Below are 22,588 nucleotides of genomic sequence, written 5' to 3' on the forward strand. Positions count from 1 at the left end.
GCGTGAGCGCAACCTATAACGGGGCGCGGCGAAACGCGATAGGCCGGCCAATACGTTACGCGTCGAACGTGACCACCACGGGCACGTGGTCGGACGGGCGTTCCCAGCTGCGCGCCTCGCGCAGCACGGTCATGGCGCGCGCGGTCGGCGCCAAGGCCGGGGTCGCCCAGACATGGTCGAGCCGGCGCCCGCGATTGGACGCCTCCCAGTCGGCGGCGCGGTAACTCCACCAGGTGTAGAGCTTTTCCTGTGGCGGAACGAAGTTGCGCATCACGTCGACCCAGTTGCCCGCTGCCTGCAGAAGGCCGAGCTTCGAAACCTCGATCGGGGTGTGGCTCACGACATCGAGCAACTGCTTGTGGCTCCACACATCGGCCTCGAGCGGGGCGATGTTGAGGTCGCCGACCAGCACCGAGCGCGCCGCCGGGTCCTGCGGATGAAGATGCTCCCAGGCGGTGGCCTCATCGAGAAAGGCCAGCTTGTGCCGGAACTTCTCGTTCAGCGCGGGATCGGGAATGTCGCCGCCGGCCGGGATATAGAAATTATGGATGGTCAGCGGCGCTTCGAGACCGGCCTCGCGCCCGAGCACAACCGAGATGTGGCGCGCATCGCCCATGTCGCAGAAGCCCTGCCGGCTCACCGCCTCGAAGGGCCGCTTCGAGAGGATGGCGACGCCATGATAGCCCTTCTGGCCATGGATCGCGGCATGCGGATAGCCGAACTTCGCCGCATCCTTCAGCGGAAAGCGGTCGTCCGGCGTCTTGGTCTCCTGCAGGCAGATGACGTCGGGCTGGAGCTCGGCCGCGAGCTTTCCGACGAGCTCGATGCGCAGGCGCACCGAGTTGATGTTCCAGGTGGCGATGGTCAGCGGCAAGGGCGGGAAACCTGTGAAGGGGGTATCAGGGAGACGCGACCCTAGAGCATGTCGGCGCCGAATCCAGCCCTTCTCACTTGTCGCGGTTGATGACGAACAGCATCGGGTCGGGACGCTCGCCGGTGTTCAGGTTGGAGAGCGCGACCGTGGTGTCGTAGCCCTGCGGGTCCGTCACGGTCCACTGCTTGAGCTGCATGGTCTTGGCGTCGAACATGATCATCAGCCGGTAGGTGCCGACCATGGGCTGTTTCTCCTCGATCACCACCGTGGCGAAGATGTCGTCCTGGTAGACCCCGGTCACGTTGGCGTTGCGGGCCAGGTCCATATCCTCCGACAGCAGGAAGCGAAGCGGCGTCGCCGAAAGCGGGGTGATGTCCTGCGTCTTCAGCCGCTTGTCGCGCACGGCAACCGAGCGGCCATCGGCGACCAGTTCGATCGGGCTGGGCGGGGCGTATTCGAACAGCACGCGGCCGGGCTTGAGCAGGTAGAAATCGCCCTCGCGCCGGGTGCCGTCGGGATCGACCTGCACGAAATTGCCGGTCATCGCCTTGAAGCTGTTGAAGTAGTCGTTGATGCGCTGGACCGTGGCGGCGGCGGCGCGCTGGCCGGACGAGGCGGCCATCTGGATCTTCGGGTCGGCGGCAGGGGTCTGCACCGCAGCCGGAGCCTGCGCCGCGGCGGCGGGCTTCTTCGGCGGCGAGAACGGCGGGGGCGGCACCTGCGCGAACGAACTCGCCACGCTGGTGGCGAGCAAAAGCGAAGCGGCGCAGGTGGCGATCAGATGGCGCATGGGGCCTCTCGTGGCGCGGCGTCGGGCGGCTGTCGGCGCCGCCCTAGGCGAATCTCGGCTTCGATCATGGCAGCTAACGCCGCGCTGTGGCGATCCTGTGTCGCCCCCGCGCGCAACTGCGTTAACGCGACGTCAGCTCAGTAGCTGTCGCCGCCATCGGTCTCGGTCAGGATCTCGCGCTTGCCGGCATGGTTGGCCGGGCCGACGAGGCCCTCCTTCTCCATGCGCTCCACCAGCGAGGCGGCACGGTTATAGCCGATCTGCAGGCGGCGCTGGATGTAGGAGGTGGAGCACTTCTTGTCGCGCATCACCACCGCGACCGCCTGCGAATAGAGATCGCCGCCCTCTTCACCGCCGCCGAGCGCCCCCTTGTCGAACACCGCTCCGTCCTCACCCTCGAGATCGGCCGTGACCTCCTCGAGATAGGCGGGGGCGCCCTGCGATTTCAGGTGCTCGACGACGCGCTCGACCTCCTGGTCGGAGACGAAGGGGCCGTGCACGCGGGAGATGCGCCCACCGCCGGCCATGTAGAGCATGTCGCCCTGGCCCAGCAGTTGTTCGGCACCCATCTCGCCGAGAATGGTGCGGCTGTCGATCTTCGAGGTCACCTGGAAGGAGATGCGGGTGGGGAAGTTCGCCTTGATGGTGCCGGTGATGACGTCGACGCTCGGGCGCTGGGTGGCCATGATCAGGTGGATGCCGGCGGCGCGGGCCATCTGCGCGAGGCGCTGGATGGCGCCCTCGATGTCCTTGCCCGCCACCATCATCAGGTCCGCCATCTCGTCGACGACGATGACGATGTAGGGGATCGGCGAGAGGTCCATCTCCTCGCGCTCATAGATCGCCTCGCCGGTCTCCTTGTCGAAGCCGGTCTGCACCGTGCGCACGATCTGCTCGCCCTTGGCGATGGCCTCGGCGACGCGGGCATTGAAGCCGTCAATATTGCGCACGCCGACCTTCGACATCTTCTTGTAGCGCTCCTCCATCTCCCGCACCGCCCATTTGAGGGCGACGACCGCCTTCTTCGGGTCGGTGACGACGGGGGTGAGGAGGTGCGGGATGCCGTCATAGACGGAGAGTTCCAGCATCTTCGGGTCGATCATGATCAGCCGGCACTGCTCCGGCTTGTGCCGGTAGAGCAGCGACAGGATCATGGTGTTGATGGCGACCGACTTGCCCGAGCCGGTGGTACCCGCGACCAAGAGGTGCGGCATGCGGGCGAGGTCGACGATGACGGGCTCGCCGCCGATGGTCTTGCCGAGCGCAATGGCGAGCTTGTGGGCCGCCTCGCCGAAATCCTTGGCGACGAGGATTTCGCGCAGCAGCACCTTGTCGCGCTTGGGGTTGGGCAGCTCGATGCCGATGGCGTTCTTGCCCGGGATCACCGCGACGCGCGCCGAGATGGCGCTCATCGAGCGGGCGATGTCGTCGGCAAGGCCGATGACGCGGCTCGACTTGATGCCGGGTGCCGGCTCCAGCTCGTAGAGCGTCACCACCGGACCGGGCCGGGCATTGACGATGGCGCCGCGGACGCCGAAATCGTCCAGCACACCTTCGAGATCGCGCGCATTCTGGTCGAGCGCATCCTTGGGCAGCGCCGGCCCGGTGCGTGGCGGCGGCGGCGACAGCAGGTCGAGGCTGGGCAGCATGTAGCGGCGGCGCTGTTCCTCCAGCGCGGCGCGCCCGCCCCGGATCGAGCGCAGCGGCGGCCGGCGGTTCTCGCGCACCGGCGGCGGCGCGGGCGCCTCCTCGGGCTCGTCGAAGGGAGCGTCGTCGCTGGCAAAGCCGGCGGCATCGAAGTCCTCGTCGTCGTCGCGGCCGCCGAAATTCGGCTCCATCCGACCGGAGCGGTCCAGCAGGTCGTCATCCTCGTCGTCGCGCAGCATGCCGCGCAGCCGGGCCACCAGGCGCGGGCGCGGGCGCAGGGAGCGGGCGCGAAGTGGCGCGCCCGACGCGAACCGCGCCCGCAGCGAGAAGAAGGCGTGCGTGAGCATGCCCATGATGAACGCGACGCGGCCGGGTTCATCATCCTCGATATCGACACCCGCGACGTCGGACATCTCGGAAGCGGGGCTCCTCAATCCCATGCCGAGCGCGATCGGCAGGGTCAGCACGGCGCCGAACAGGCACAGCGCGCCAACCACCGCGTAATCGAACGAACCGAGCCAGGTCGAGCGCAACGCATCCGGCACCGCCAGCACGCCCTCGCCGAGCACGCCGCCGAGGCCGACGGGCAGGGGCCAGGCGCCGAAATTGGGCAGGCAGGCGGCAAGCCCCGCCGTGAAGACGACGCCGGCGACGCCGGCGATCAGCCGGGCCCGCACGCGCCTCGGCCGGCGATGGGTCAGCGTCAGCCAGCCCCAGACGCCGATCGGCAGCACCACGGCAAGCGCAGCGATGCCGAACAGCTGCATCAGCAGATCGGCGATGGCGGCACCCGGCAGCCCGAGCAGGTTGGACGGCGCCGCGGCGCTCGAGCGCGAGAGGCTGGGATCATTGGCCGACCAGCTCGCCAGCGCCACCAGCATCAGGCCCGTGAGCACCAGCACGGCGAGGCCGATGCCCTCCTCTGCCCGTCGCCCGAGCGCGCCCTTCAGTTCCTCCGGCAGAAGACCGCCAGTCCGCCGGCGCTTGGCCGGCGTCCGTCCCGAGGAGGCAGCGGCCCGCATCTCGCTACCGGCCGGCAGCGCTCCGGCGGCACGCGCCGCGCGCGGCGGGGTGCGCACCGGATCGGCCGCCAGGCGCGGCGCCCGCATCGTGGTCTGTGTCTGCCGGCCCATATTCCCTGCCCCCGAAATGTCAGGACAAGCCGGCCACGAGACGCGGCAGGGCCGCCTCCGTGGTGGCGAGATCCTGCACGAGCGCGATGCGCAGATAGTCCTGTCCCGGATTGCGGCCGTCCGGCTCACCGCGGCACAGATAGCCGCCCGGCACGGTACGCAGCCCCTCACGCTCCCACAGCCGGAGCGCGGCCGCTTCGCCGCCGCCGACGGAAGCGACGTTCAGCCAGAGGAAGAAGCCGCCATCGGGCCGGCGATAGCCGAAATGGCCCTCGAGCACGCGGTCGGCGATGTCGAACTTGGCGCGATAGAGCTCACGGCTGGCGATCACATGCGCCTCGTCGCCCAGCGCGGCGATGCCGACATGCTGCAGCGGCTCGGGCACCTGCGGCGCGGCCACGTTGCGGAATTCGGCGAAGGCTTCCATGAAGCGCGCGTCGCCGGCGCAGAAGCCGCAGCGCAGGCCGGGCAAGCTCGAGCGCTTCGACAGCGAGTTGAACGCCACCACATTGGCATAGTCGCCGCCGGCCACCTCGAGAATGCCGGTCGGCGGCTCGTCCCCGAGCCAGATCTCCGAATAGCACTCGTCGGAAAGGATCATCACCTCGTGGAAGCGGGCGAGGGCGACGAGGCGTTCGAGATAGGCGCGCGGCGCGATGGCGCCCTGCGGATTGGCCGGCGAGGCGAAATAGATGGCGACGGTGCGGTCGAGCAGTGCGCCGTCGAGCGCATCGAGATCCGGCAGGAAACTGCCGTCCCCGGCCAGCGGCAGGGCGACGCTCTCGCAGCCGGCGGCGTCGGCGCCGGCGCCATAGGCGGCATAGAACGGGTTGGGGAGCAGCACGGCGGGGGCATGGTCGCGCAGCAGGGACTGCTTGCGCGGCGAGATCAGCCGGCGCGCCATGAGGGCGGCGAAGAACAGGCCCTCGCGCGATCCGTTGAGCACCAGCACCTCGCGCTCCGCGTCGAGCGGGCGAGGGAGCGCGTAGCGGCGGGTGAACCAGTCGGCGGCGGCGCGGCGGAATTCCGGCAGGCCCTTGCCGGCGGGATAGCGGCCGAAGCCGTCGAGATGGGCCGCCAGCACATCACCCACAAAGCCGGGCGCCGCATGGCGCGGCTCGCCCACCGCAAGGCTGAGTGCCGGCTTGGCGGGCGTGACGCCGGCGAGCAGTTCGTTCAGGCGCACGAAGGGCGAACGGGCGGCCGGACCGGCATCGACTGCCGGCGCGGGCGCCATTCGGGTGTCGTTCTTCAAAGCGCGATCAGGCACGGAAAATGTCTCGCCGCAGGCCACGGAATGCGGCCCTCGCCTTAACTCTAGAGGGCCTGCGGTAAAGGCGCCCTTAACCATGGCGCGGAAAAGGCGAGGCGTGCAGGCGGGGATCTGCGCGCAGGCGGGGATTTGGCCAAGGGCACGACAGCTGGCGCGAGGCGTGTCCCCAAACAAAAAGAACCCCGGCGCGAGGCCGGGGTTCGAGAAGGCAGCGGGAGGCTGCTGGAAGGCGGTGACCGGCGCGGAAGAACGGAGTTCCGCCGCGCCGGCGCAGGATCGATCAGCTGTGATAGGCGCGCTCGCCGTGCTCGACGATGTCGAGACCCTCGCGCTCCTTCTCCACCGACGGGCGCAGCCCGATGATGATGTTGACGATGTAGTAGAGGATCGCCGAACCGACGCCGCCCCACACCAGGGTGGTCAGCACGGCCTGGATCTGCACCCACACCTGGTGACCCATCTCGTAGTCGGCGATGCCCGGGCCGCCGAGGGCCGGAGCGACGACGATACCGGTGCCGATGGCGCCGATGATGCCGCCGACGCCGTGCACGCCGAACACGTCGAGGCTGTCGTCATAGCCCAGAGCGTTCTTCACGGTTGTGCAGAAGAAGAAGCAGACGATGGCGGCGACGAAGCCCAGCACGATCGCGCCGAGCGGACCGGACAGACCGGCCGCCGGGGTGATGGCAACGAGACCCGCGACCATGCCCGAGATGGCGCCCAGCATGCTCGGCTTGCCCTTGGCCAGCCATTCGATGAGCGACCAGCCCACGATCGCGCCGGCGGTGGCGACGAAGGTGTTGATCACGGCGAGCGTGGTGCCGGCATTGGCTTCGAGGTTGGAGCCGGCGTTGAAGCCGAACCAGCCGACCCACAGGACGCTGGCGCCGACCATCGCGAAGGGCAGCGAGTGGGGCGGCATCAGTTCCTTGCCGTAACCCGTGCGCTTGCCGATGATGATGCAGCCGACGAGGCCGGCGATACCCGCATTGATGTGCACCACGGTGCCGCCGGCGAAATCGAGCGCGCCCATTGCGAACAGCAGGCCTTCCGAGAACCACACCATGTGCGCGATCGGGTAGTAGATGAAGGTCACCCACAGGATCGAGAACAGCACGATGGCCGAGAACTTCATGCGCTCGGCGAAGGCGCCGATGATGAGGGCCGGGGTGATGGCCGAGAAGGTCATCTGGAAGACGATGAAGATGTATTCGGGAATCTTCACGCCCTTCGAGAAGGTGTCGGCCAGGCTGTCCGTGCCGACGCCGGCGAGGAAGGCCTTCTCGAAGCCGCCGATGAAGGCGTTGCCGGCGGTGAAGGAGAGCGAGTAGCCGTAGAACACCCACAGCAGCATCATCACGGCGGCGATGACGGTGACCTGCATCAGCACCGACAGCATGTTCTTGGCGCGCACGAGGCCGCCATAGAACAGGGCCAGGCCCGGCACGGTCATGAACAGCACCAGGATGGACGAGATCATCATCCAGGTGATGTCGCCCTTGTCCACGGTCACCGCGTCGGCCGCGGCCTCGGCGGTCGCCACGGCGCCGGTCTGCGGCGCGTCCTGGGCGAGAGCGGCGGCTGCGATCAGCCCCGTCACCGCCAGCACGGGAAGGCCCGTGCGCATCCAGTTCTTAATCGTCATGGGTTCAATGCTCCGTCGCAATCGGAAAATATCGGGATCGAGGGTGCTGGCTCAGAGCGCGTCGGCGTCGGTTTCGCCGGTGCGGATGCGCACCGCCTGGTCGATCGCGTAGACAAAGATCTTGCCGTCGCCGATCTGGCCGGTCTTCGCCGAGGTCGTGATGGCGTCGATGACCTTGGTCACCTGATCGGAGGCAACGGCGACCTCGATCTTGAGCTTCGGCAGGAAGCTCACCGCATATTCGGCGCCGCGATAGATCTCGGTATGGCCCTTCTGGCGACCATAGCCCTTGACCTCCGTGACGGTCAGTCCGTGCACACCGATGCCGGTGAGCGCATCCCGGACTTCCTCAAGCTTGAAAGGCTTGATGATAGCCATGACGATCTTCATGGTTCCTGTCCCCGCTTGGCCCCAGACCCCACACAGCGGGCCTTGGGCGTTTCATGTCGGACTCGGCCAGGCGGATTTTTCGTAAACCCTTCGGTCAAGCCGGGCGGAAGGAATCAATTCGCGTGCCAACCCAGTCGGGAAAAGGATTTGCGACCCGCCAACCGTGCTTCTGCGCGCCGGGCGCATAGCGAGCCGGCGCAAAAGAGGTCACCGAAGCGTTACATCCTCTGCACAATTCTTGATCGGCGCAATATGGCAACCTTACGACCCGCCTAAAATCTGACACAGGCAGATTAATTATTAGGCAGCCCCTTCAAACGGGTTCGGCCACGGGGCGGATCAGCCCCTCCTGCGCCACGGAAGCGATGAGCCGGCGCCGCCGGTCGTAGATCAGCCCGCGGGCGAGGCCGCGCGCGCCGGAGGCGCTGGGGCTGTCCTGGACATAGAGCAGCCAGTCATCGGCGCGGAACGGGCGATGCAGCCACAGCGCATGGTCGAGGCTGGCCGCCTGGATGCGGGTACCGAGCACGCTGGTGCCGTGCACCACCGTGGTGGCCTCCAGGAGCGTCATGTCGGTGGCATAGGCAAGCACGGCGCGGTGCAGTTCCGGCGCATCCGGCAATGTGTCGGCAGCACGGAACCACACCATGCGGCGCGGCACGCTGTGGCGCTCGCCGAGCCCGATCGGCTTGAGCTCGATGGGACGCGGCCGCAGCCAGTAGTCGCGCACCGGCGCCGGCAGCGCGGCGAGCACGTCGGCGGCGAGCGCGGCCAGGCCCGGCACGTCCTCGGGCGCCGGCACGTCGACTTCAAGGTCGAGCTGGTGGTCGAGGCCGGGCTCCTCGCGATGGAAGGATACCGACATGATGAAGATCGGCCGGCCATGCTGGATGGCGACGGTGCGCCGCGTGGCGAAGCTGCGTCCGTCGCGCACGCGCTCCACCTCGTAGAGGATCGGCACGCTGGGGTCGCCCGCCAGCAGGAAATAGGCGTGCATGGAATGGGCGGCGATGTCGACGGTGCGCTGCGCCGCCACCAGCGCCTGCGCCAGCACCTGCCCGCCGAAGACGCGGGTGCGGAACGGCCACGATTCGGGTGGGTTCCGGCCACGGAACAGATTGTCGTCCAGCGTTTCCAGATCCAGCAGATCCACGAGTTCGGCCACGGTCGACATGTCGTTCCGGCTCCCCGGCGCGCGCAGGGCAGACCCGCGCGCGCTCATTGTCCCCCGCTCGTAGCTAAGGCATATGATGGCGCCCGCACAATGTGCCGGAAACAGATTTGGCGCCCAACCGATGCGCCGCTGAGAAGGGGTCGAAGCCATGCCGACAAGCGCGCCTTATGACGTGGTCGTCGCCGGCGGCGGGCTGGCCGGGCTGCCGCTGGCGCTGGCCTTGCGCCAGGGGCTGGGCGACGGCGCCCGCATCGCGATCGCCGACCCCGCCTTCGCCGTGCCTGACGCGCGCAGCACCGATATCCGCGCCTCCGCCTTCGCCGCCGGCGGGCGACGGCTGTTCGAGGCGCTCGGCGTGTGGGAACGCGTGGCGCGGGACGCGCAGCCCATGCTCGCCATGGAGATCACCGATTCGAAGCTGGGCGATGCCGCGCGGCCGGTGTTCCTGTCCTTCGACGGCGAGGTCGCGCCGGGGGAGCCCTTCGCCCATATGGTGCCGAACGCGGCGCTGCAGGACGCGATGACCGACCTCGCCCGCGCGCGCGGCATCGCGCTGCTGCCGGCCGGCATCACCACCTTCGCGGCAGGACCCGCCTCGACGCGGATCAGCCTCAGTGACGGCAGCGAGATCACCGCCCGGCTGCTGTGCGCCTGCGACGGCGGCCGTTCGAAGCTGCGCGCGCTTGCCGGCATCGGCGTGGTCGGCTGGTCCTATCACCAGTCCGCCATCATGCTCACCGTCGGCCATGAGCGCCCGCACGAGGGCAAGGCGATCGAGCATTTCCTCCCCGGAGGGCCGTTCGCCATGCTGCCGCTGACCGGCAACCGTTCCTGCGTGGTGTGGACCGAACCAACCGAGACGGCAAAGAGCCTTTTGCGCCTGCCGCGCATCCTGCTGCAGGACGAGCTGGAGCGCCGCTTCGGGCTGGAACTGGGCGCGATCGAGATTCTCGACGAGCCGAAGGCGTTCCCGCTCGGCTTCCAGATGGCGCGCGCCTTCGTGGCGGACCGCTTCGCGCTGGTTGGCGACGCGGCCCACACCATCCACCCCATCGCGGGCCAGGGCATCAATATGGGCCTGCGCGACGTCGCGGCATTGGCCGAGGCGGTGACCGACGCCGCCCGGCTCGGGCTCGACATTGGCGGGCCGGACGTGCTGGAGCGCTACCAGCGCTGGCGCCGCTTCGACACGCTGACCATGGGAGCGGCGACCGACGGGCTGAACCGCCTGTTCGGCGTGCGCGCGGATGTGGCGCGGCTCGTCCGCGATGTCGGGCTCGGGCTGGTGGAGCGGCTGCCGCGGCTGAAATCGTTCTTCATCCGCGACGCCGCCGGCATTGCCGGGGCGGCCCCGCGCCTGTTGCGCGGGGAAGCGCTGTGATCAGCGCGCGAGTTCTTCCTCGGTCAGCTGGCGGGCTTCGTCGGCCAGCATGATCGGGATGCCGTCGCGGATGGGATAGGCGAGGCGCGCCGCGCGGGAGACCAGCTCGCGGGCGCCCCGATCATATTCCAGCGCCCCCTTGGTCACCGGGCAGACAAGAATCTCCAGGAGCTTGGGATCGAGCTCGTAGCCGGAACGGGCGGCGGCGTGCGGGGTCTTCTCGGCCATGGCGGGTCACCAACTCCTTCTCGCGCCGGACGGAGGGATGATCCGCGGCGATTTGGGCTATATAGCGCAGCGAGCTGACAGTCTCACGTCATCCTTGCTCACGTCATCGCACAACGAATCGAAACGCATGGACGCTTCCCCGCTCGACCTCGTCACCGAACCGCGCCTGCATGGCGAGACCGTGCAGCAATGGGTGTTCCGCCAGCTGCGGCGCTCGGTGATGAGCGGACGCTTCCCGCCGGGGCAGGCGGTGACCATACGCGGCCTCGCCGAAGCGCTCGGTGTCTCCGCCATGCCGGTGCGCGAGGCACTGCGCCGGCTGGTGGCGGAGCGGGCGCTGGTGCTGCTCGACAATCGCCGCGTCCGCGTGCCGGAGATGACGGCGCGGCGCTTCGACGAACTGGTGACCGCGCGCACGCTGCTGGAATGCGAGGCCGCCGCCCGTGCCCTGCCCTACGCCGATTCCGCCTTCCGCGGCCGGCTCGACGCGCTCAACCGCGCCTCCGACGCGGCGGTGGAGGCCAACGACACCGAGGCGACGATCGAGACCAACCTCGCCTTCCACGCCGCGCTCTATGGCGGGCGCAAGGACAACGTCCTGCTGCCGCTGATCGAATCGGTCTGGCTGCAAATCGGCCCGTTCATGCGCATGGCGCTGGCCGACCTTGAGCAGCACTACCCGGTCGACCGCCATGCCGAGGCACTGGCGGCGCTGGAGGCGGGCGACGAGGACGGCCTCAGGCGCGCCATCGAGGCCGACATTCGCGACGGCATCGGCCATCTCAGGGCGCAGCTGGGCTGAGGCTCAGCCCACCGCCTTGAGCCTGGGACCGCCGCGACGGCGCTCGGCGGCGAGGCGTGCGGCCGCGCCGAAGGCAGTGAACACGCCGGTCGACAGCCGGTCCTCCCAGAAGCGCCATTCCGGATGCCACTGGATGGCCAGGTTGAAGCCCGGCGCATCCGGCACGCGGAACGCCTCGATGGTGCCGTCCTGCGCCCGCGCCTCGACGGCAAGACCGGGGGCCAGCGTGGCGATGCCCTGCCCGTGCAGCGAATTGACCCGCCATGTCGGCGCGCCGGCCAGGCTCTCCAGGAGGCCGCCCGGCTCCAGCGCCACATCGTGCGCCGGTGCGTACTGACCCTCGATATCGAGGCTCGAATCCTCGCGATGGTCGAAGCGGCCGGGCTGCTGGTAGAGCTTCTGGAACAGCGTGCCGCCGAGCGCGACATTCATCTCCTGGAAGCCGCGGCAGACGCCGAAGATCGGCACGCCGCGCTCCAGCGCCGCCTTGATCAGCGGCAGCGAGATGTCGTCGCGATGCGGATCGGCCGGCAGCGGCGGATCGTGCGGCAGGTCGCCATAATGCTGCGGGCCGACATTGGACGGGCTGCCCGGCAGGAAGATGGCGTCGACGGCGTCGAGCACCTCCTCCACCACCAGCCGCTCCGGCGCCATGGCGGCGTCGACCGCCGAGATGGTGCCCGGCACCAGCACCGGCATGGCCTGCGCGCCGCGCGCGACTGCGTAGATGTACTTCTCGGTGACGCCATGAACGACATGGCCGCCGCTCGCCTTGACGTCGCTGATCACGCCGATGACTGGACGCATGATGTCTCGATCCTGAAACCCGGTTCCCCGATGTGGGATCGGCAGGGCCCGCCTGTCAACGTCTCGCGTCGCCGGATCGGCTGCGCCGGGATCGCGGCGGATCGGCGCAGGACGCATGGCGGGGGCTGCGCGCGCGGCAAAGCCCGGCGCGTCTCGCGAAATTGAGCGCGCGGCGTATGACATGGAACATTTCAAATTATTTCCGAACGTGGCAGAAAGCCGCCTTCATGCCGACGGCTTCAAGCCATCTGCCTGCAGGGTTTTCATGGTTTTTTCGTCCGTCACATTCCTCTTCTACTTCCTGCCGGCATTCCTGATCTCCTATTTCGCCATGCCGGGCGTGCGGGCCAAGAACCTCGTTCTGCTGGCTTTCTCGCTGGTTTTCTACGCCTGGGGCGGGCTGGCGAACGTCGCCGTGCTGGCCGTGTCGATCCTCGCCAATTACGGCTTCGCGCTGCTGATCCAGCGCCAGCGCGAATCGTGGCGCCTGAAGGTGCTCGGCCTCGCCGTGGCGGCGAACCTCGCCGGGCTCATCGCCTTCAAATATGCCGGCTTCCTTGCCGAGAACCTGAATGTGCTGCTGGCGCCGGCCGGGCTCGCGCTGCCGGTGGTGCATCCCGCTTTGCCGCTCGGCATCTCCTTCTTCACCTTCCACGCCATCTCCTATCTCGTCGACGTCTACCGCCGGAAGGCGGCGGCGAACGGACGGTTCGAGGAGATCGCGGTCTACATCACCATGTTCCCGCAGCTGGTCGCGGGCCCGATCGTGCGCTACTCCACCATCGCGCACCGCATCCGCACGCGCCGCACCACGCTCGGCCGGGTGTCGGCGGGCCTGCGCATCTTCGTCATCGGCCTGTCCTGGAAGGTGCTGATCGCCGACCAGGTGGCGCCCATCGTCGCCACCGTGTTCGACGAGACGGCGGTGCCGAACCTCGCCGAGGCCTGGCTCGGCGTCGCCGCCTATGCGCTGCAGATCTATTTCGACTTCGGCGGCTATTCCAACATGGCGATCGGCCTCGCTTTGGCGATGGGCCTGAAGTTCCCGCGCAACTTCGACCTGCCCTATGGCGCGCTCTCGATCACCGATTTCTGGCGCCGCTGGCACATGAGCCTGTCCAGCTGGTTCCGCGACTACGTCTACATCCCGCTCGGCGGCAACCGGCGCGGCCATGTGCACACCGCGCTGAACCTGTGGACCGTGTTCCTGCTGTGCGGCCTGTGGCACGGCGCCAGCTGGACCTTCGTCATCTGGGGCATCCATCACGGCACTTTCCTGGTGCTGGAGCGCACGCGCCTCGGCGCGGCTTTGAGGGCGGCCCCGCCCGCCCTGTCCAGCGCCTATGTACTGCTGGTGGTGCTCTCCGGCTGGGTCTGGTTCCGCGCCAACGGGCTCGACGAGGCGCTGACGCTGTTCGAGAGCCTCGCCGGGCTGAACGGCATGGGGCCATTGTCGGTGAAGCTGTCCTCGCAGCTCGCCCCGATGACCATACTGGTCATGATCATCGGCTGGCCGCTCGCCATGTTCGGGCTGCCACAGCCGCGTGCGGGCTGGATGCCGGCGAAGGTGCGGTCCCTGCTCTACGCGACCTCGGACACGCTGGTGGTCGGGCTGCTCTATACGCTGTGCATCCTGTCGGTCGCCGCCGCGACCTACTCGCCCTTCCTGTATTTCCGGTTCTGAGGAAGGTCGCGATGCCCCTGCTTCTCGCCTTTCGCCGCTGGTGGGCCATTCTGTTCGTGGCTGTGCTCTGCCTGCCCGCCATCGGCCACTTCCTGCCCGACCTGCCCGCGCCGATGCGCACGACGGTGGCGCCGGAAGCGCGCTGGTGGGAAGAGGCCAACAAGCGGATGGATCCCTACATCAACAACGCCTTCGGCTTCCGCGGCGCCGTGCTCGCCGCCCATGGCGCCTATGTGCGCTTCATCGGCGCCCCGCGCGGACCGAACTACATGCGCGGCACCGACGGTTCGCTGTTCTACACCGGCGAGAACGCGGTGGAGCAGACCATCGGCCACCTGGTGCGGCCCGCCAAGGTCCAGGCCTTCGTGAACTGGGCCGACGGCTTCCGGCAGGTCATCGCGCCCTGGGGCGGCAAGCTCGTCGTCATCGTCGCGCCGAACGCGCAGACCATCGAATATGAGAAGCTGCCGGACTATGTGCGCCGGCAGATGAAGCAGCCGACCGAATACGACCTGCTCAATGCGGACCTCGCCAAGGCCGGCATCGCCCATGCCGACCTGCGCCCGCTGCTTACGGCGGCGAAGGCGGAGAGCAGCGTCTACTGGCGCTACGACACGCACTGGAACCAGCGCGGCGCGCTGCTCGGCTTCAACGCCGCCATGGCGGCAGCCGGACGGCCGGAGCTGGAAATCGATCCGGCCGTCGCGCTCGCCCCGCCGGAACCGAAACTCGACGGCGACCTGCTGCGGCTCCTCGGCGCCGTCACGGCCGATCCGCCGGACATCTTCTATCCCCTCAATCCCGCCGTCAAAGCGGGCGACAGACTGGTGCCGCTGCCCGGCCTGGTGGCGGCGCACTCGCCGCAATTCCCCTTCCAGCCGCTGGCCTTCGAGACCGGCCATCCCGGCCCGCGCATCATGGTGCTGGGCGATTCCTTCACCTACGGACATTGGAAGGACTATCTCGCCTATCGCAGCTCCGCCTTCGTGTGGACGCACCACCTGTTCTGCCGCGCCGGCACCGGTGCCGTACAGCGCTTCAAGCCGGACATACTGATCATCGAGGCGGCGGAACGGCTGTTCCCCTGCGCCGACAGGGTGCCCGACTGGGCTGCGGCCGAGACGGCCAACTGAGGCTTGCAGGCAAAGCTTGCGGGTGACGGCGCGGCGGCATTAGAACCCGCGCGAAAGGACCACCGCCCATGCCGCTTTCCTCCGACGACCTGTTCGCCCGCCTCGACGCGCTCGGCATCGAAACGCGCACCGTCACCCATCCCCCGCTGTTCACGGTGGAGGATTCGCAGGGCCTTCGCGGCGACATTCCCGGCGGGCACACCAAGAACCTGTTTCTCAAGGACAAGAAGGGCAACCTCTTCCTCGTCGTCGTCGAGGAGGAGGCGCGGGTGGACCTCAAGAGCCTGCACGGCCCGCTCGGCGCGGCGAGCCGGCTCTCCTTCGGCAGCGCGGAGCTGCTGGAGGAAGTGCTCGGCGTGAAGCCCGGCGCGGTGACCGCCTTCGGCCCGGTGAACGACACCGGCGGTCGCGTCACCGTCGTGCTCGACGCCGAGCTGATGCAGCACGAGGTGATCAACTGCCATCCGCTGATCAACACGGCGACCACCGCGATCGGCCGGGACGATCTCGTGCGTTTCCTGAAGTCCACCGGGCACGAGCCGCTCATCCTGACGGTGCCGCGCCGCGCCGACGCGGTGGAAGAGGCGTGAGCCGCACCGCCACGGTTGCATTCGCGGCCCGACCGACCATTTTAGGCGGCAGATAGGCTTTGAGTTTTGCGAGGATCCCCATGTTGCTGAACCAGCCCGCCAACCCGGCACAGGACGGAGCCTCCACGCCGGCCGGCGACGATGTCGTGATGGACGTCACGACCCGGAGCTTCATGAAGGACGTGGTCGAGGAATCGCGCAAGCGCCCGGTGCTGGTGGATTTCTGGGCGCCGTGGTGCGGGCCCTGCAAGCAGCTGACGCCGGTCATCGAGAAGGTGGTGCGCGCGGCCAAGGGCAAGGTGCGCCTCGCCAAGATGAACACCGACGAGCACCCCGCCATCGCCCAGCAGCTCGGCATCCAGTCGCTGCCCACCGTCTACGCCTTCGTCAACGGCCAGCCGGTCGACGGCTTCATGGGCGCCCAGCCCGAGAGCCAGATCCAGGCGCTGGTCGACCGCCTCGCCGGCGGGGCGGAGGGTGGCGACATCGCCGAGGTGGTGGCCTCGGGCGAGGCCGCGCTTGCCGAGGGCGACCTGGTCGGGGCGGCGGAGATCTTCGCCGCCGTGCTGGCCGAGGAACCGGCCAATCTGAAGGCCATCGCCGGCCTCGCCCGCACCGAGCTTCTGGCGGGCAACCCCGAGCAAGCCAAGGCGACGCTCGCTCTGGCGCCGGAGACCGCGGCGAACGATGCCGGCCTCGCCGCCGTGCGCGCCGCTATCGAGCTGGAGGAAGCCGCCGCCGCGCTCGGCGACGTGCGCGAGCTGGAGGCGAAGGTCGCCGCCAATCCGCTCGACCACCAGGCCCGCTTCGACCTCGCCGTGGCGCTCGCCGCCCATGGCAAGCGCGAGGAGGCGGTCGACGAGCTGCTCGCCATCGTCCGCAAGGACCGCAACTGGAACGAGGACGGCGCGCGCAAGCAGCTGGTCCAGTTCTTCGAGGCCTGGGGCCCGACCGACGAGCACACCCTCGCCGGGCGCCGCCGCCTGTCCTCCATCCTGTTCGCATAAGGCCGGACGGGCATGGCGCCCGTCCCCGCCGCTGAGGAGCGCCAATGGCGATCAACCGTGCCTATGGCGGCCCGTCCGATCTTCCGGACATCATCCCGCTCTTCCCGCTGGAAGGCGTTCTGCTGCTGCCGCGCGGCCAGCTGCCGCTGAACATCTTCGAGCCGCGCTATGTCGCGATGGTCGACGCCGCGCTCGCCGGCCCCCGCCTGATCGGCATCCTCCAGCCCGCGCTCGATGGCGGGGCGGGTGAGGCCGGCCCGCGGCTGACGCAGATCGGCTGCGTCGGCCGCATCACCGAGATCGGCGAGAGCGGGGATGGCCGCTACATACTGAACCTTACCGGCATCGCCCGCTTCCGCGTGCTGCAGGAGGTGGAGGCGGACACCCCGTTCCGGCAGGCACAGGTGGACTACAGCGCCTTCGGCGACGACTTCACCGCCAATGCCGGCGCCGAAGCGGTGGATCGCGGCACGCTGCTGCGCACGCTGGCGGATTATCTCGACGCCAACCAGCTGGAAGCGGACTGGAACAGCATCAAGGACGCGCCGAACGAGGCGCTGGTCAACGCGCTCGCGATGATGGCGCCGTTCGGCCCGCGCGAGAAGCAGGCGCTGCTGGAAGCCCCGAGCCTTGCGGCCCGCGCCGAGATGCTGATCGCGGTGACGCAGATGAGCCTCGCCCGCACCGCCGGCGGCGACGGCGACACCCCGCTGCAATAGTCCTCGCAGACGGGCGCCTAACGCCACCTTCTACTTTCCTCTCCCCGTCGGGGAGAGGTGGCCCGCGCAGCGGGTCGGTGAGGGGCCTAGCGATTGCGGGGCGTCGACGTCCCCTCACCCCAACCCTCTCCCGTCGGGGAGAGGGAGATATCGCCTTATTCCGCCGCCATGGGCGGGCGCGGGGTCGCCGGGCGCGGCATGGCATGGACGGTCGGCAGCACCGCGGCGCCGCCATGCTCGGGGGCTTCGTCCCGCGCGCCGACGAAGCGCCCGAAGATGCGCGCCAGGAACAGGCCGAGATCGTCCATCAGCGTGAACACGGCGGGCACGAAGACCAGCGACAGCGCGGTCGAGGCCAGGAGCCCGCCAATGACCGCGATGGCCATGGGCGAGCGGAAATCGCCACCCTCGCCGATCCCCATCGCCGAGGGCATCATGCCCGCCACCATGGCGATGGTGGTCATGATGATGGGCTGGGCGCGCTTGCGGCCCGCCTCGATCAGCGCGGTGGTGCGGTCGATGCCCGAATGCACCGCCTCGATGGCGAAATCCACCAGCAGGATGGCGTTCTTGGTGACAATGCCCATCAGCATCAGGAAGCCGATGACCACCGGCAGCGTCATGGCGTTGTTGGTGACGAGCAGCGCCACGAAGGCGCCGCCGACCGACAGCGGCAGGGCGACCAGGATGGTGATGGGCTGCAGGACATTGGCGAACAGCAGCACCAGCACCGCCAGCACCATCATCACGCCGGCGCCCATGGCGGTGGCGAAGCCGCCGAACACCTCGCCCATGATCTCCGCGTCGCCGCTCTCCTTGAGCACGACGCCGGACGGCAGGCGTTTCGCCACGGGCAGCGCATAGACCTCGGCCAGCGCCTCGCCGAGCTGGGTATTGCCGGCGAGATCGGCCTCGATGGCGATGCGGCGGGCCCGGTCGTAGCGGTCGAGGCTGGACGGGCCAGCGCCGAAGGAGATATCCGCCACCGCCGAAAGCGGCACGGAAGCGCCGGAGGCGGTGCGCACCTTCAGCGTCTCGAAGGTCGACAGGTCGGCGCGCGCCTTCTCGTCGAGCTGTACCCGGATCGGCACCTGCCGGTCGCCGGCGGAGAATTTGGCGAGGTTCTGCGAAATGTCGCCAATGGTGGCGATACGCACGGTCTGGGCGATGTCGGAAACCGAGACGCCGAGCTCGGCCGCCTCTGCCAGCTTGGGCACGACGCGCAGCTCCGGCCGGTCGATCGCGGCGCTGGTGACCACGTTCGACAGCCCCTTCACCTGGGTACGGATCTCGCGCTCCAGCTCCAGCGCGGCCTTCTCCACCGCCGCGCCGTCCGAGCCGGACAGGATGACGGTGAATTCGCGCCCACCGGGGCCGGCGCCGCCCGAGGCGCCGAAATTGAAACGCAGGTCGGGGATCTGCGCGATCGCGGCCATCATCCGCCCCTCGAACTGCTTCTGCGAGGCCTGGCGCTCCGCGCGCGGCACGAGGTTGACGATGACGGTGGCCTTGCGCACCTCGCCGCCGCTGCTCGCCGCGCCGCCGGCGACGCTCGAACCGGCGGTGACGAACACGCTCGCCACCTCGGGCTGAGCCTTCAGCTTGTCGGCGATGTCATCGACCACGCGGCGCGTCGCATCCAGCGTGGCGCCGGGCGGCAGCTCGACCGCCAGCACCGAGCGCGAGACGTCCGAATTCGGGATGAAGCCGGAGGGCAGCAGGGTGGACAGCCACATCGAGCCGATGAACAGCGCGATGCCGGCCGTGACGGTGATGAAGCGGTGGCGGATCGAGGTTTTCAGCAGCCGGACATAGAGGCGCATCAGCAGGCTGTCCGGCGTCTCCCGGTGCCCGTGATCGCGCAGGAAATAGGCCGCGAGCATCGGGGTCAGCAGGCGTGCGACCAGCAGCGAGAACAGCACGGCAACCGCGACGGTGATGCCGAACTGACGGAAATACTGCCCGGCGATGCCGCCCATGAAGCTGACCGGCAGGAACACCGCGACGATGGTCAGCGTGGTGGCGACCACCGCGAGGCCGATCTCGTCGGCCGCGTCGATGGCGGCCCGATAGGCGGATTTTCCCATGCGCATGTGGCGCACGATGTTCTCGATCTCGACGATGGCGTCGTCGACGAGAATGCCGGTCACCAGCGTGACGGCGAGCAGGCTCACCCCGTTCAGCGAGAAGCCGAGCATGTCCATCACCCAGAAGGTGGGCAGGATGGAGAGCGGGATCGCCGTCGCCGAGATGATGGTGGCGCGCCAGTCGCGCAGGAACAGCAGCACCACGATGACCGCCAGCACCGCGCCCTCGATGAGCGTGTGCATGGCGGATTCATAGTCCGCATGGGTGTATTTCACCGTCGAATCGATCAGCGTGATCGTCACGTCGGGATGCGCCGCCTCAAGCTTGCGCAGCTCCTTCTCGGCGGCCTCGGCCACCACGACGTCGGAGAAGCCCTTGGCGCGATAGATGCCGAAGGCGACCACCGGCTTGCCGTCGAGCCGGGCGAAGATGCGCGGCTCGGCCGCCCCGTCGGTCACCGTGCCGAGATCGGCCAGGCGCACATGGCGGCCGCCGGGAAGCGCGATGCGGGTTTCCGCAAGCTCGGCGACCGTGGTCGCGCCACCCAGCGTACGCACCGACTGCTCCTGCGTGCCGATTTCGCCGCGCCCGCCGGCGAGGTCGACATTGGTGGCGGCCAGCTGGCGGTTGACGTCGGCCGCCGTCACGCCGAGTGCGGCGAGGCGGTCGGGATCGAGCGAGATGCGGATTTCGCGGTCGACGCCACCCTCGCGCTTGACCTGCGCGACGCCGCGCACGCCCTGCAGCGCGCGGATCACCGTGTCGTCGACGAACCAGGAGAGCTCCTCCGGCGTCATGCCCGGTGCCGAGGCGGCATAGGTGACGATGGCCATGCCCTCGACATCGATGCGCTGGATCAGCGGCTCCTCGATGTCCTGCGGCAGTTCCGAACGGATCTTCGACACCGCGTCGCGCACGTCGTTCACCGCGCGGTCGACCTGGGTTTCCAGCTGGAACTCGATGACCGTGACGGAGGAACCCTCGGTCATGGTGGAGGTGATGTGCTTCACGCCCTGCACGCCGGCGACCGTGGTCTCGACGCGCTTGGTGACCTGCGTCTCCAGCTCGCTCGGCGCCGCGCCGGGCTGGGTGATGGTGACGGAAACGATCGGCACGTCGATGTTCGGCATGCGCGTGATCGGCAGCCGGTCGAAGGTGAACAGGCCAATCGCCGTCAGCACCACGAACAGCACGATGGAGGGGACCGGCTTGCGGATCGCCCAGGCGGAAATGTTGAGAGCCATCAGACGCCGCCCTTCGCATCGGCCGTCAGCGGCACCGGCGTCACCCGGTCGCCATCGCGCAGGAAGCCGCCGGCGCGGGCGACCACGCTCTCGCCCTCCGTCACGCCCTCGACGATCTCGATGACGCCGTCGCCCTGCAGGCCGGTCTTCACCGCCCGCCGTCGCACGATGTCGTTCTCGACCACCAGCACGAACACGCCGTCGGAGGCGAACTGCACCGCCGATTGCGGCAGGGCGACGCCTTCATGGCGGGCGATCTCGATGACGCCGCGCCCATAGGCGCCGGGACGAAGGCGCGGGTCGTCCGGCAGCGCCACGGCGACGCGGGCGAGACGGGTCGTGGTGTCGACATTGGCACCGACGAGCCGCACCTTCGCCTCGATCGGCGTGGTGAAGCCGGCCGGGGTGACCGACACCGGCAGGCCCGGCATCACTCGCGGCAGGGCGGATTCGGGCACTTCGGCATCGAGGTCGATGGCGCCGTCCCGGACGATGCGGAACAGCGGCTCGGCATTGGCGGACAGCACGATGGCGCCGAGCCGGGCGGCGCGCGAAGAGATGATGCCGGCTTCCGGTGCCTTGATGTCGGTGCGGGCGAGACGGACCTCGATCTCGTCGCGATTGGCCTTGATCTGGGCGGCGTCGGCCTCGGCGGCGGTGACCGCCTCCTCATTGGCGGTCACCTGCGCGGCGGCGACCTTCACCGCGCGCTCGCGCTGGTCCAGCACTTCCTGCGAGGTGGCGCCGGTCTTGATCAGCGTGCGGGCGCGCTCGACCGCCGCTTCCGCCTCGGTGCGCTGGGCCAGCGCCTGCTGCAGCTGGGCCTTCTGCTGGGCGATGGCGGCCTGGGCGCGGGCGGCGTTAGCGGTGTTCTGCGCCAGCAGCGTGTCGAGCGTGTCGCGCGACAGGCGGGCGAGCGCCTGGCCCTTCTCCACCCGGTCGCCTTCCTCGACGAGGATGTCGGTGATGCGGTAGCCGTCGATTTCCGGCCCGACCATGATCTCCTCGCGCGCCACCAGCGTGCCGGTGACCGGCAGGCGCTCGACCACCTCGCGACGGGTGGCGGGCACGACGGAAATGGTGATGCCGCGCACCGCGTTCGGCGCGGGGGCGGCGACATCGGCCTGCGCCGGCTCGGTGAGGCTGAGGCCGGCGGCGATGCGGTCGCGGAAGGCATAGCCGGCCACGCCGACCACGACGGCGGTCATGGTCAAAGCGAGCGCGATGCGGCCGCGAAAGGAGGGGGTCTTTTCGGTCATGGCGTAACGTCCGAGGGAGCGGCGGCAGGTGCGGTGGGCGCGAGCATGCGCCCGATCAGGCCGGCAAGCGCGGGCATTGCCCGGTCGAGCGACAGACCGGGTTCGAAACTGTGGCGCAGCACCAGTCCGTCGCCGATGGCGCTGATCAGCAGAAGGGCGATATCGGGGTCGATGGCGGCGTCGATCTCGCCGCGCGCCTGGGCGGCGAGGAAACAGCGGCGGATCGCCGCGTTCATCTCGTCCTCGACGCCGTCGAAGGTCGGCTTCAGGGCGAGATTGCGCGCCGCCTCGGCGTAGATCTCCGGGCCGAGCTCGAGGCAGACCATCGGCGTCTCGCCGGAGAACAGCGCATGGCCCATGCGCGCCAGCCCCTCAATGAAGCTCGGCGCGGTCTCCAGCATCTCGACGAAGCTCGCCCGTGCCGCCCGCTCCTCCTCGACGATGGCGATGATGATCGCCTCCTTGGAGCGGAAATAGCGATAGAGCGCGCCCGGGCTCATGCCGGCCTGCGCGCAGATCTCGTGCATCGAGGTGCCGTGGAAGCCGGACCGCGTGAAACAGGCGATGGCCGCATCCAGCACGCGGCGGCGCGGATCCGGCCGCGCGGGCGCGCGCTTCCCCTCGGCCGAAGCCGGGGCATCGGATGGCGGGACAGGACGGGCAAGCGCGGTCAAGCCGATCTCCAGTTCTGGAGCGAACGTTCGTTCGCATTTACGGCAG

19 protein-coding genes are annotated in these 22,588 nt (G+C 69.0%); 7 read left to right on the plus strand and 12 right to left on the minus strand.

Translation table 11 applies throughout. The features are described 5' to 3' along the window. Positions 1-55 precede the first annotated feature (55 nt). The 7 genes from ACO2RV_RS15600 to ACO2RV_RS15630 form a co-directional block, all read right to left on the minus strand. Positions 56-874 carry an exodeoxyribonuclease III gene (locus ACO2RV_RS15600; RefSeq protein ID WP_423294582.1) on the minus strand — a complete coding sequence of 273 codons (819 nt, stop codon included), beginning with the start codon at positions 872-874 and terminating at the stop codon, positions 56-58. 73 nt (positions 875-947) lie between these two features. After that, positions 948-1,664, minus strand: a complete 717-nt coding sequence (locus tag ACO2RV_RS15605; protein ID WP_423294584.1) for a LolA family protein — start codon at positions 1,662-1,664, stop codon at positions 948-950. A gap of 137 nt (positions 1,665-1,801) precedes the next feature. Continuing rightward, the gene (locus tag ACO2RV_RS15610) at positions 1,802-4,333 is read right to left on the minus strand and encodes a DNA translocase FtsK (protein ID WP_423294682.1); all 2,532 of its coding nucleotides are present in this window, start codon (positions 4,331-4,333) and stop codon (positions 1,802-1,804) included. 130 nt (positions 4,334-4,463) lie between these two features. After that, positions 4,464-5,681 carry an aminotransferase class I/II-fold pyridoxal phosphate-dependent enzyme gene (locus tag ACO2RV_RS15615; protein WP_423294684.1) on the minus strand — a complete coding sequence of 406 codons (1,218 nt, stop codon included), beginning with the start codon at positions 5,679-5,681 and terminating at the stop codon, positions 4,464-4,466. A gap of 316 nt (positions 5,682-5,997) precedes the next feature. After that, positions 5,998-7,362, minus strand: a complete 1,365-nt coding sequence (locus ACO2RV_RS15620; RefSeq protein ID WP_423294586.1) for an ammonium transporter — start codon at positions 7,360-7,362, stop codon at positions 5,998-6,000. Between the two features lie 51 nt (positions 7,363-7,413). Then, positions 7,414-7,752, minus strand: a complete 339-nt coding sequence (locus tag ACO2RV_RS15625) for a P-II family nitrogen regulator (RefSeq protein WP_423294588.1) — start codon at positions 7,750-7,752, stop codon at positions 7,414-7,416. 313 nt (positions 7,753-8,065) lie between these two features. Further along, entirely contained in the window at positions 8,066-8,926 is an 861-nt protein-coding gene (locus ACO2RV_RS15630; protein ID WP_423294590.1) for an acyl-CoA thioesterase, read from the minus strand. 148 nt (positions 8,927-9,074) lie between these two features. Between ACO2RV_RS15630 and ACO2RV_RS15635 the strand changes: the two genes are divergently transcribed. Next, on the plus strand, positions 9,075-10,307 hold the full coding sequence (locus ACO2RV_RS15635; protein WP_423294592.1) for a ubiquinone biosynthesis hydroxylase: 1,233 nt from the start codon (positions 9,075-9,077) through the stop codon (positions 10,305-10,307). On the opposite strand, the gene ACO2RV_RS15640 is transcribed toward ACO2RV_RS15635, so the two are convergent. Next, positions 10,308-10,535, minus strand: a complete 228-nt coding sequence (locus tag ACO2RV_RS15640) for a Trm112 family protein (RefSeq protein ID WP_423294594.1) — start codon at positions 10,533-10,535, stop codon at positions 10,308-10,310. A 127-nt stretch (positions 10,536-10,662) separates the two neighbouring features. On the opposite strand from ACO2RV_RS15640, the gene ACO2RV_RS15645 reads away from it, so the two are divergent. After that, the gene (locus ACO2RV_RS15645) at positions 10,663-11,337 is read left to right on the plus strand and encodes a GntR family transcriptional regulator (RefSeq protein WP_423294596.1); all 675 of its coding nucleotides are present in this window, start codon (positions 10,663-10,665) and stop codon (positions 11,335-11,337) included. A gap of 3 nt (positions 11,338-11,340) precedes the next feature. Here ACO2RV_RS15645 and ACO2RV_RS15650 read toward each other — a convergent pair whose 3' ends face one another. Then, positions 11,341-12,144 carry a gamma-glutamyl-gamma-aminobutyrate hydrolase family protein gene (locus ACO2RV_RS15650; protein WP_423294598.1) on the minus strand — a complete coding sequence of 268 codons (804 nt, stop codon included), beginning with the start codon at positions 12,142-12,144 and terminating at the stop codon, positions 11,341-11,343. Positions 12,145-12,409: 265 nt separating this feature from the next. On the opposite strand from ACO2RV_RS15650, the gene ACO2RV_RS15655 reads away from it, so the two are divergent. From ACO2RV_RS15655 to ACO2RV_RS15675, 5 genes are all read left to right on the plus strand, one after another. Beyond that, on the plus strand, positions 12,410-13,828 hold the full coding sequence (locus ACO2RV_RS15655) for an MBOAT family O-acyltransferase (protein ID WP_423294600.1): 1,419 nt from the start codon (positions 12,410-12,412) through the stop codon (positions 13,826-13,828). Between the two features lie 11 nt (positions 13,829-13,839). Next, on the plus strand, positions 13,840-14,961 hold the full coding sequence (locus ACO2RV_RS15660) for an alginate O-acetyltransferase AlgX-related protein (RefSeq protein WP_423294602.1): 1,122 nt from the start codon (positions 13,840-13,842) through the stop codon (positions 14,959-14,961). Positions 14,962-15,029: 68 nt separating this feature from the next. Continuing rightward, a complete protein-coding gene (locus tag ACO2RV_RS15665) occupies positions 15,030-15,551 on the plus strand; it encodes a prolyl-tRNA synthetase associated domain-containing protein (RefSeq protein WP_423294604.1) in 522 nt (173 codons plus the stop codon). A gap of 80 nt (positions 15,552-15,631) precedes the next feature. Further along, on the plus strand, positions 15,632-16,558 hold the full coding sequence (gene trxA, locus ACO2RV_RS15670; protein ID WP_423294606.1) for a thioredoxin: 927 nt from the start codon (positions 15,632-15,634) through the stop codon (positions 16,556-16,558). 44 nt (positions 16,559-16,602) lie between these two features. Next, on the plus strand, positions 16,603-17,277 hold the full coding sequence (locus ACO2RV_RS15675) for an LON peptidase substrate-binding domain-containing protein (RefSeq protein WP_423294608.1): 675 nt from the start codon (positions 16,603-16,605) through the stop codon (positions 17,275-17,277). Positions 17,278-17,432: 155 nt separating this feature from the next. Here the strand turns inward: ACO2RV_RS15675 and ACO2RV_RS15680 are convergent, their stop codons facing one another. Genes ACO2RV_RS15680 through ACO2RV_RS15690 form a run of 3 tightly spaced genes read right to left on the minus strand, consistent with a single transcriptional unit; the run spans position 17,433 to position 22,542 of the window. After that, the gene (locus ACO2RV_RS15680; RefSeq protein ID WP_423294610.1) at positions 17,433-20,609 is read right to left on the minus strand and encodes an efflux RND transporter permease subunit; all 3,177 of its coding nucleotides are present in this window, start codon (positions 20,607-20,609) and stop codon (positions 17,433-17,435) included. Beyond that, complete coding sequence (locus ACO2RV_RS15685; protein ID WP_423294612.1) at positions 20,609-21,868, minus strand: efflux RND transporter periplasmic adaptor subunit; 1,260 nt, start codon at positions 21,866-21,868, stop codon at positions 20,609-20,611. The genes ACO2RV_RS15680 and ACO2RV_RS15685 overlap by 1 nt, the downstream gene beginning before the upstream one ends. Next, a complete protein-coding gene (locus ACO2RV_RS15690) occupies positions 21,865-22,542 on the minus strand; it encodes a TetR/AcrR family transcriptional regulator (protein ID WP_423294614.1) in 678 nt (225 codons plus the stop codon). The genes ACO2RV_RS15685 and ACO2RV_RS15690 overlap by 4 nt, the downstream gene beginning before the upstream one ends. Between the last annotated feature and the right edge of the window lie 46 nt (positions 22,543-22,588).

This window comes from Ancylobacter sp. VNQ12 (assembly GCF_049445835.1).
GTDB lineage: Bacteria > Pseudomonadota > Alphaproteobacteria > Rhizobiales > Xanthobacteraceae > Ancylobacter.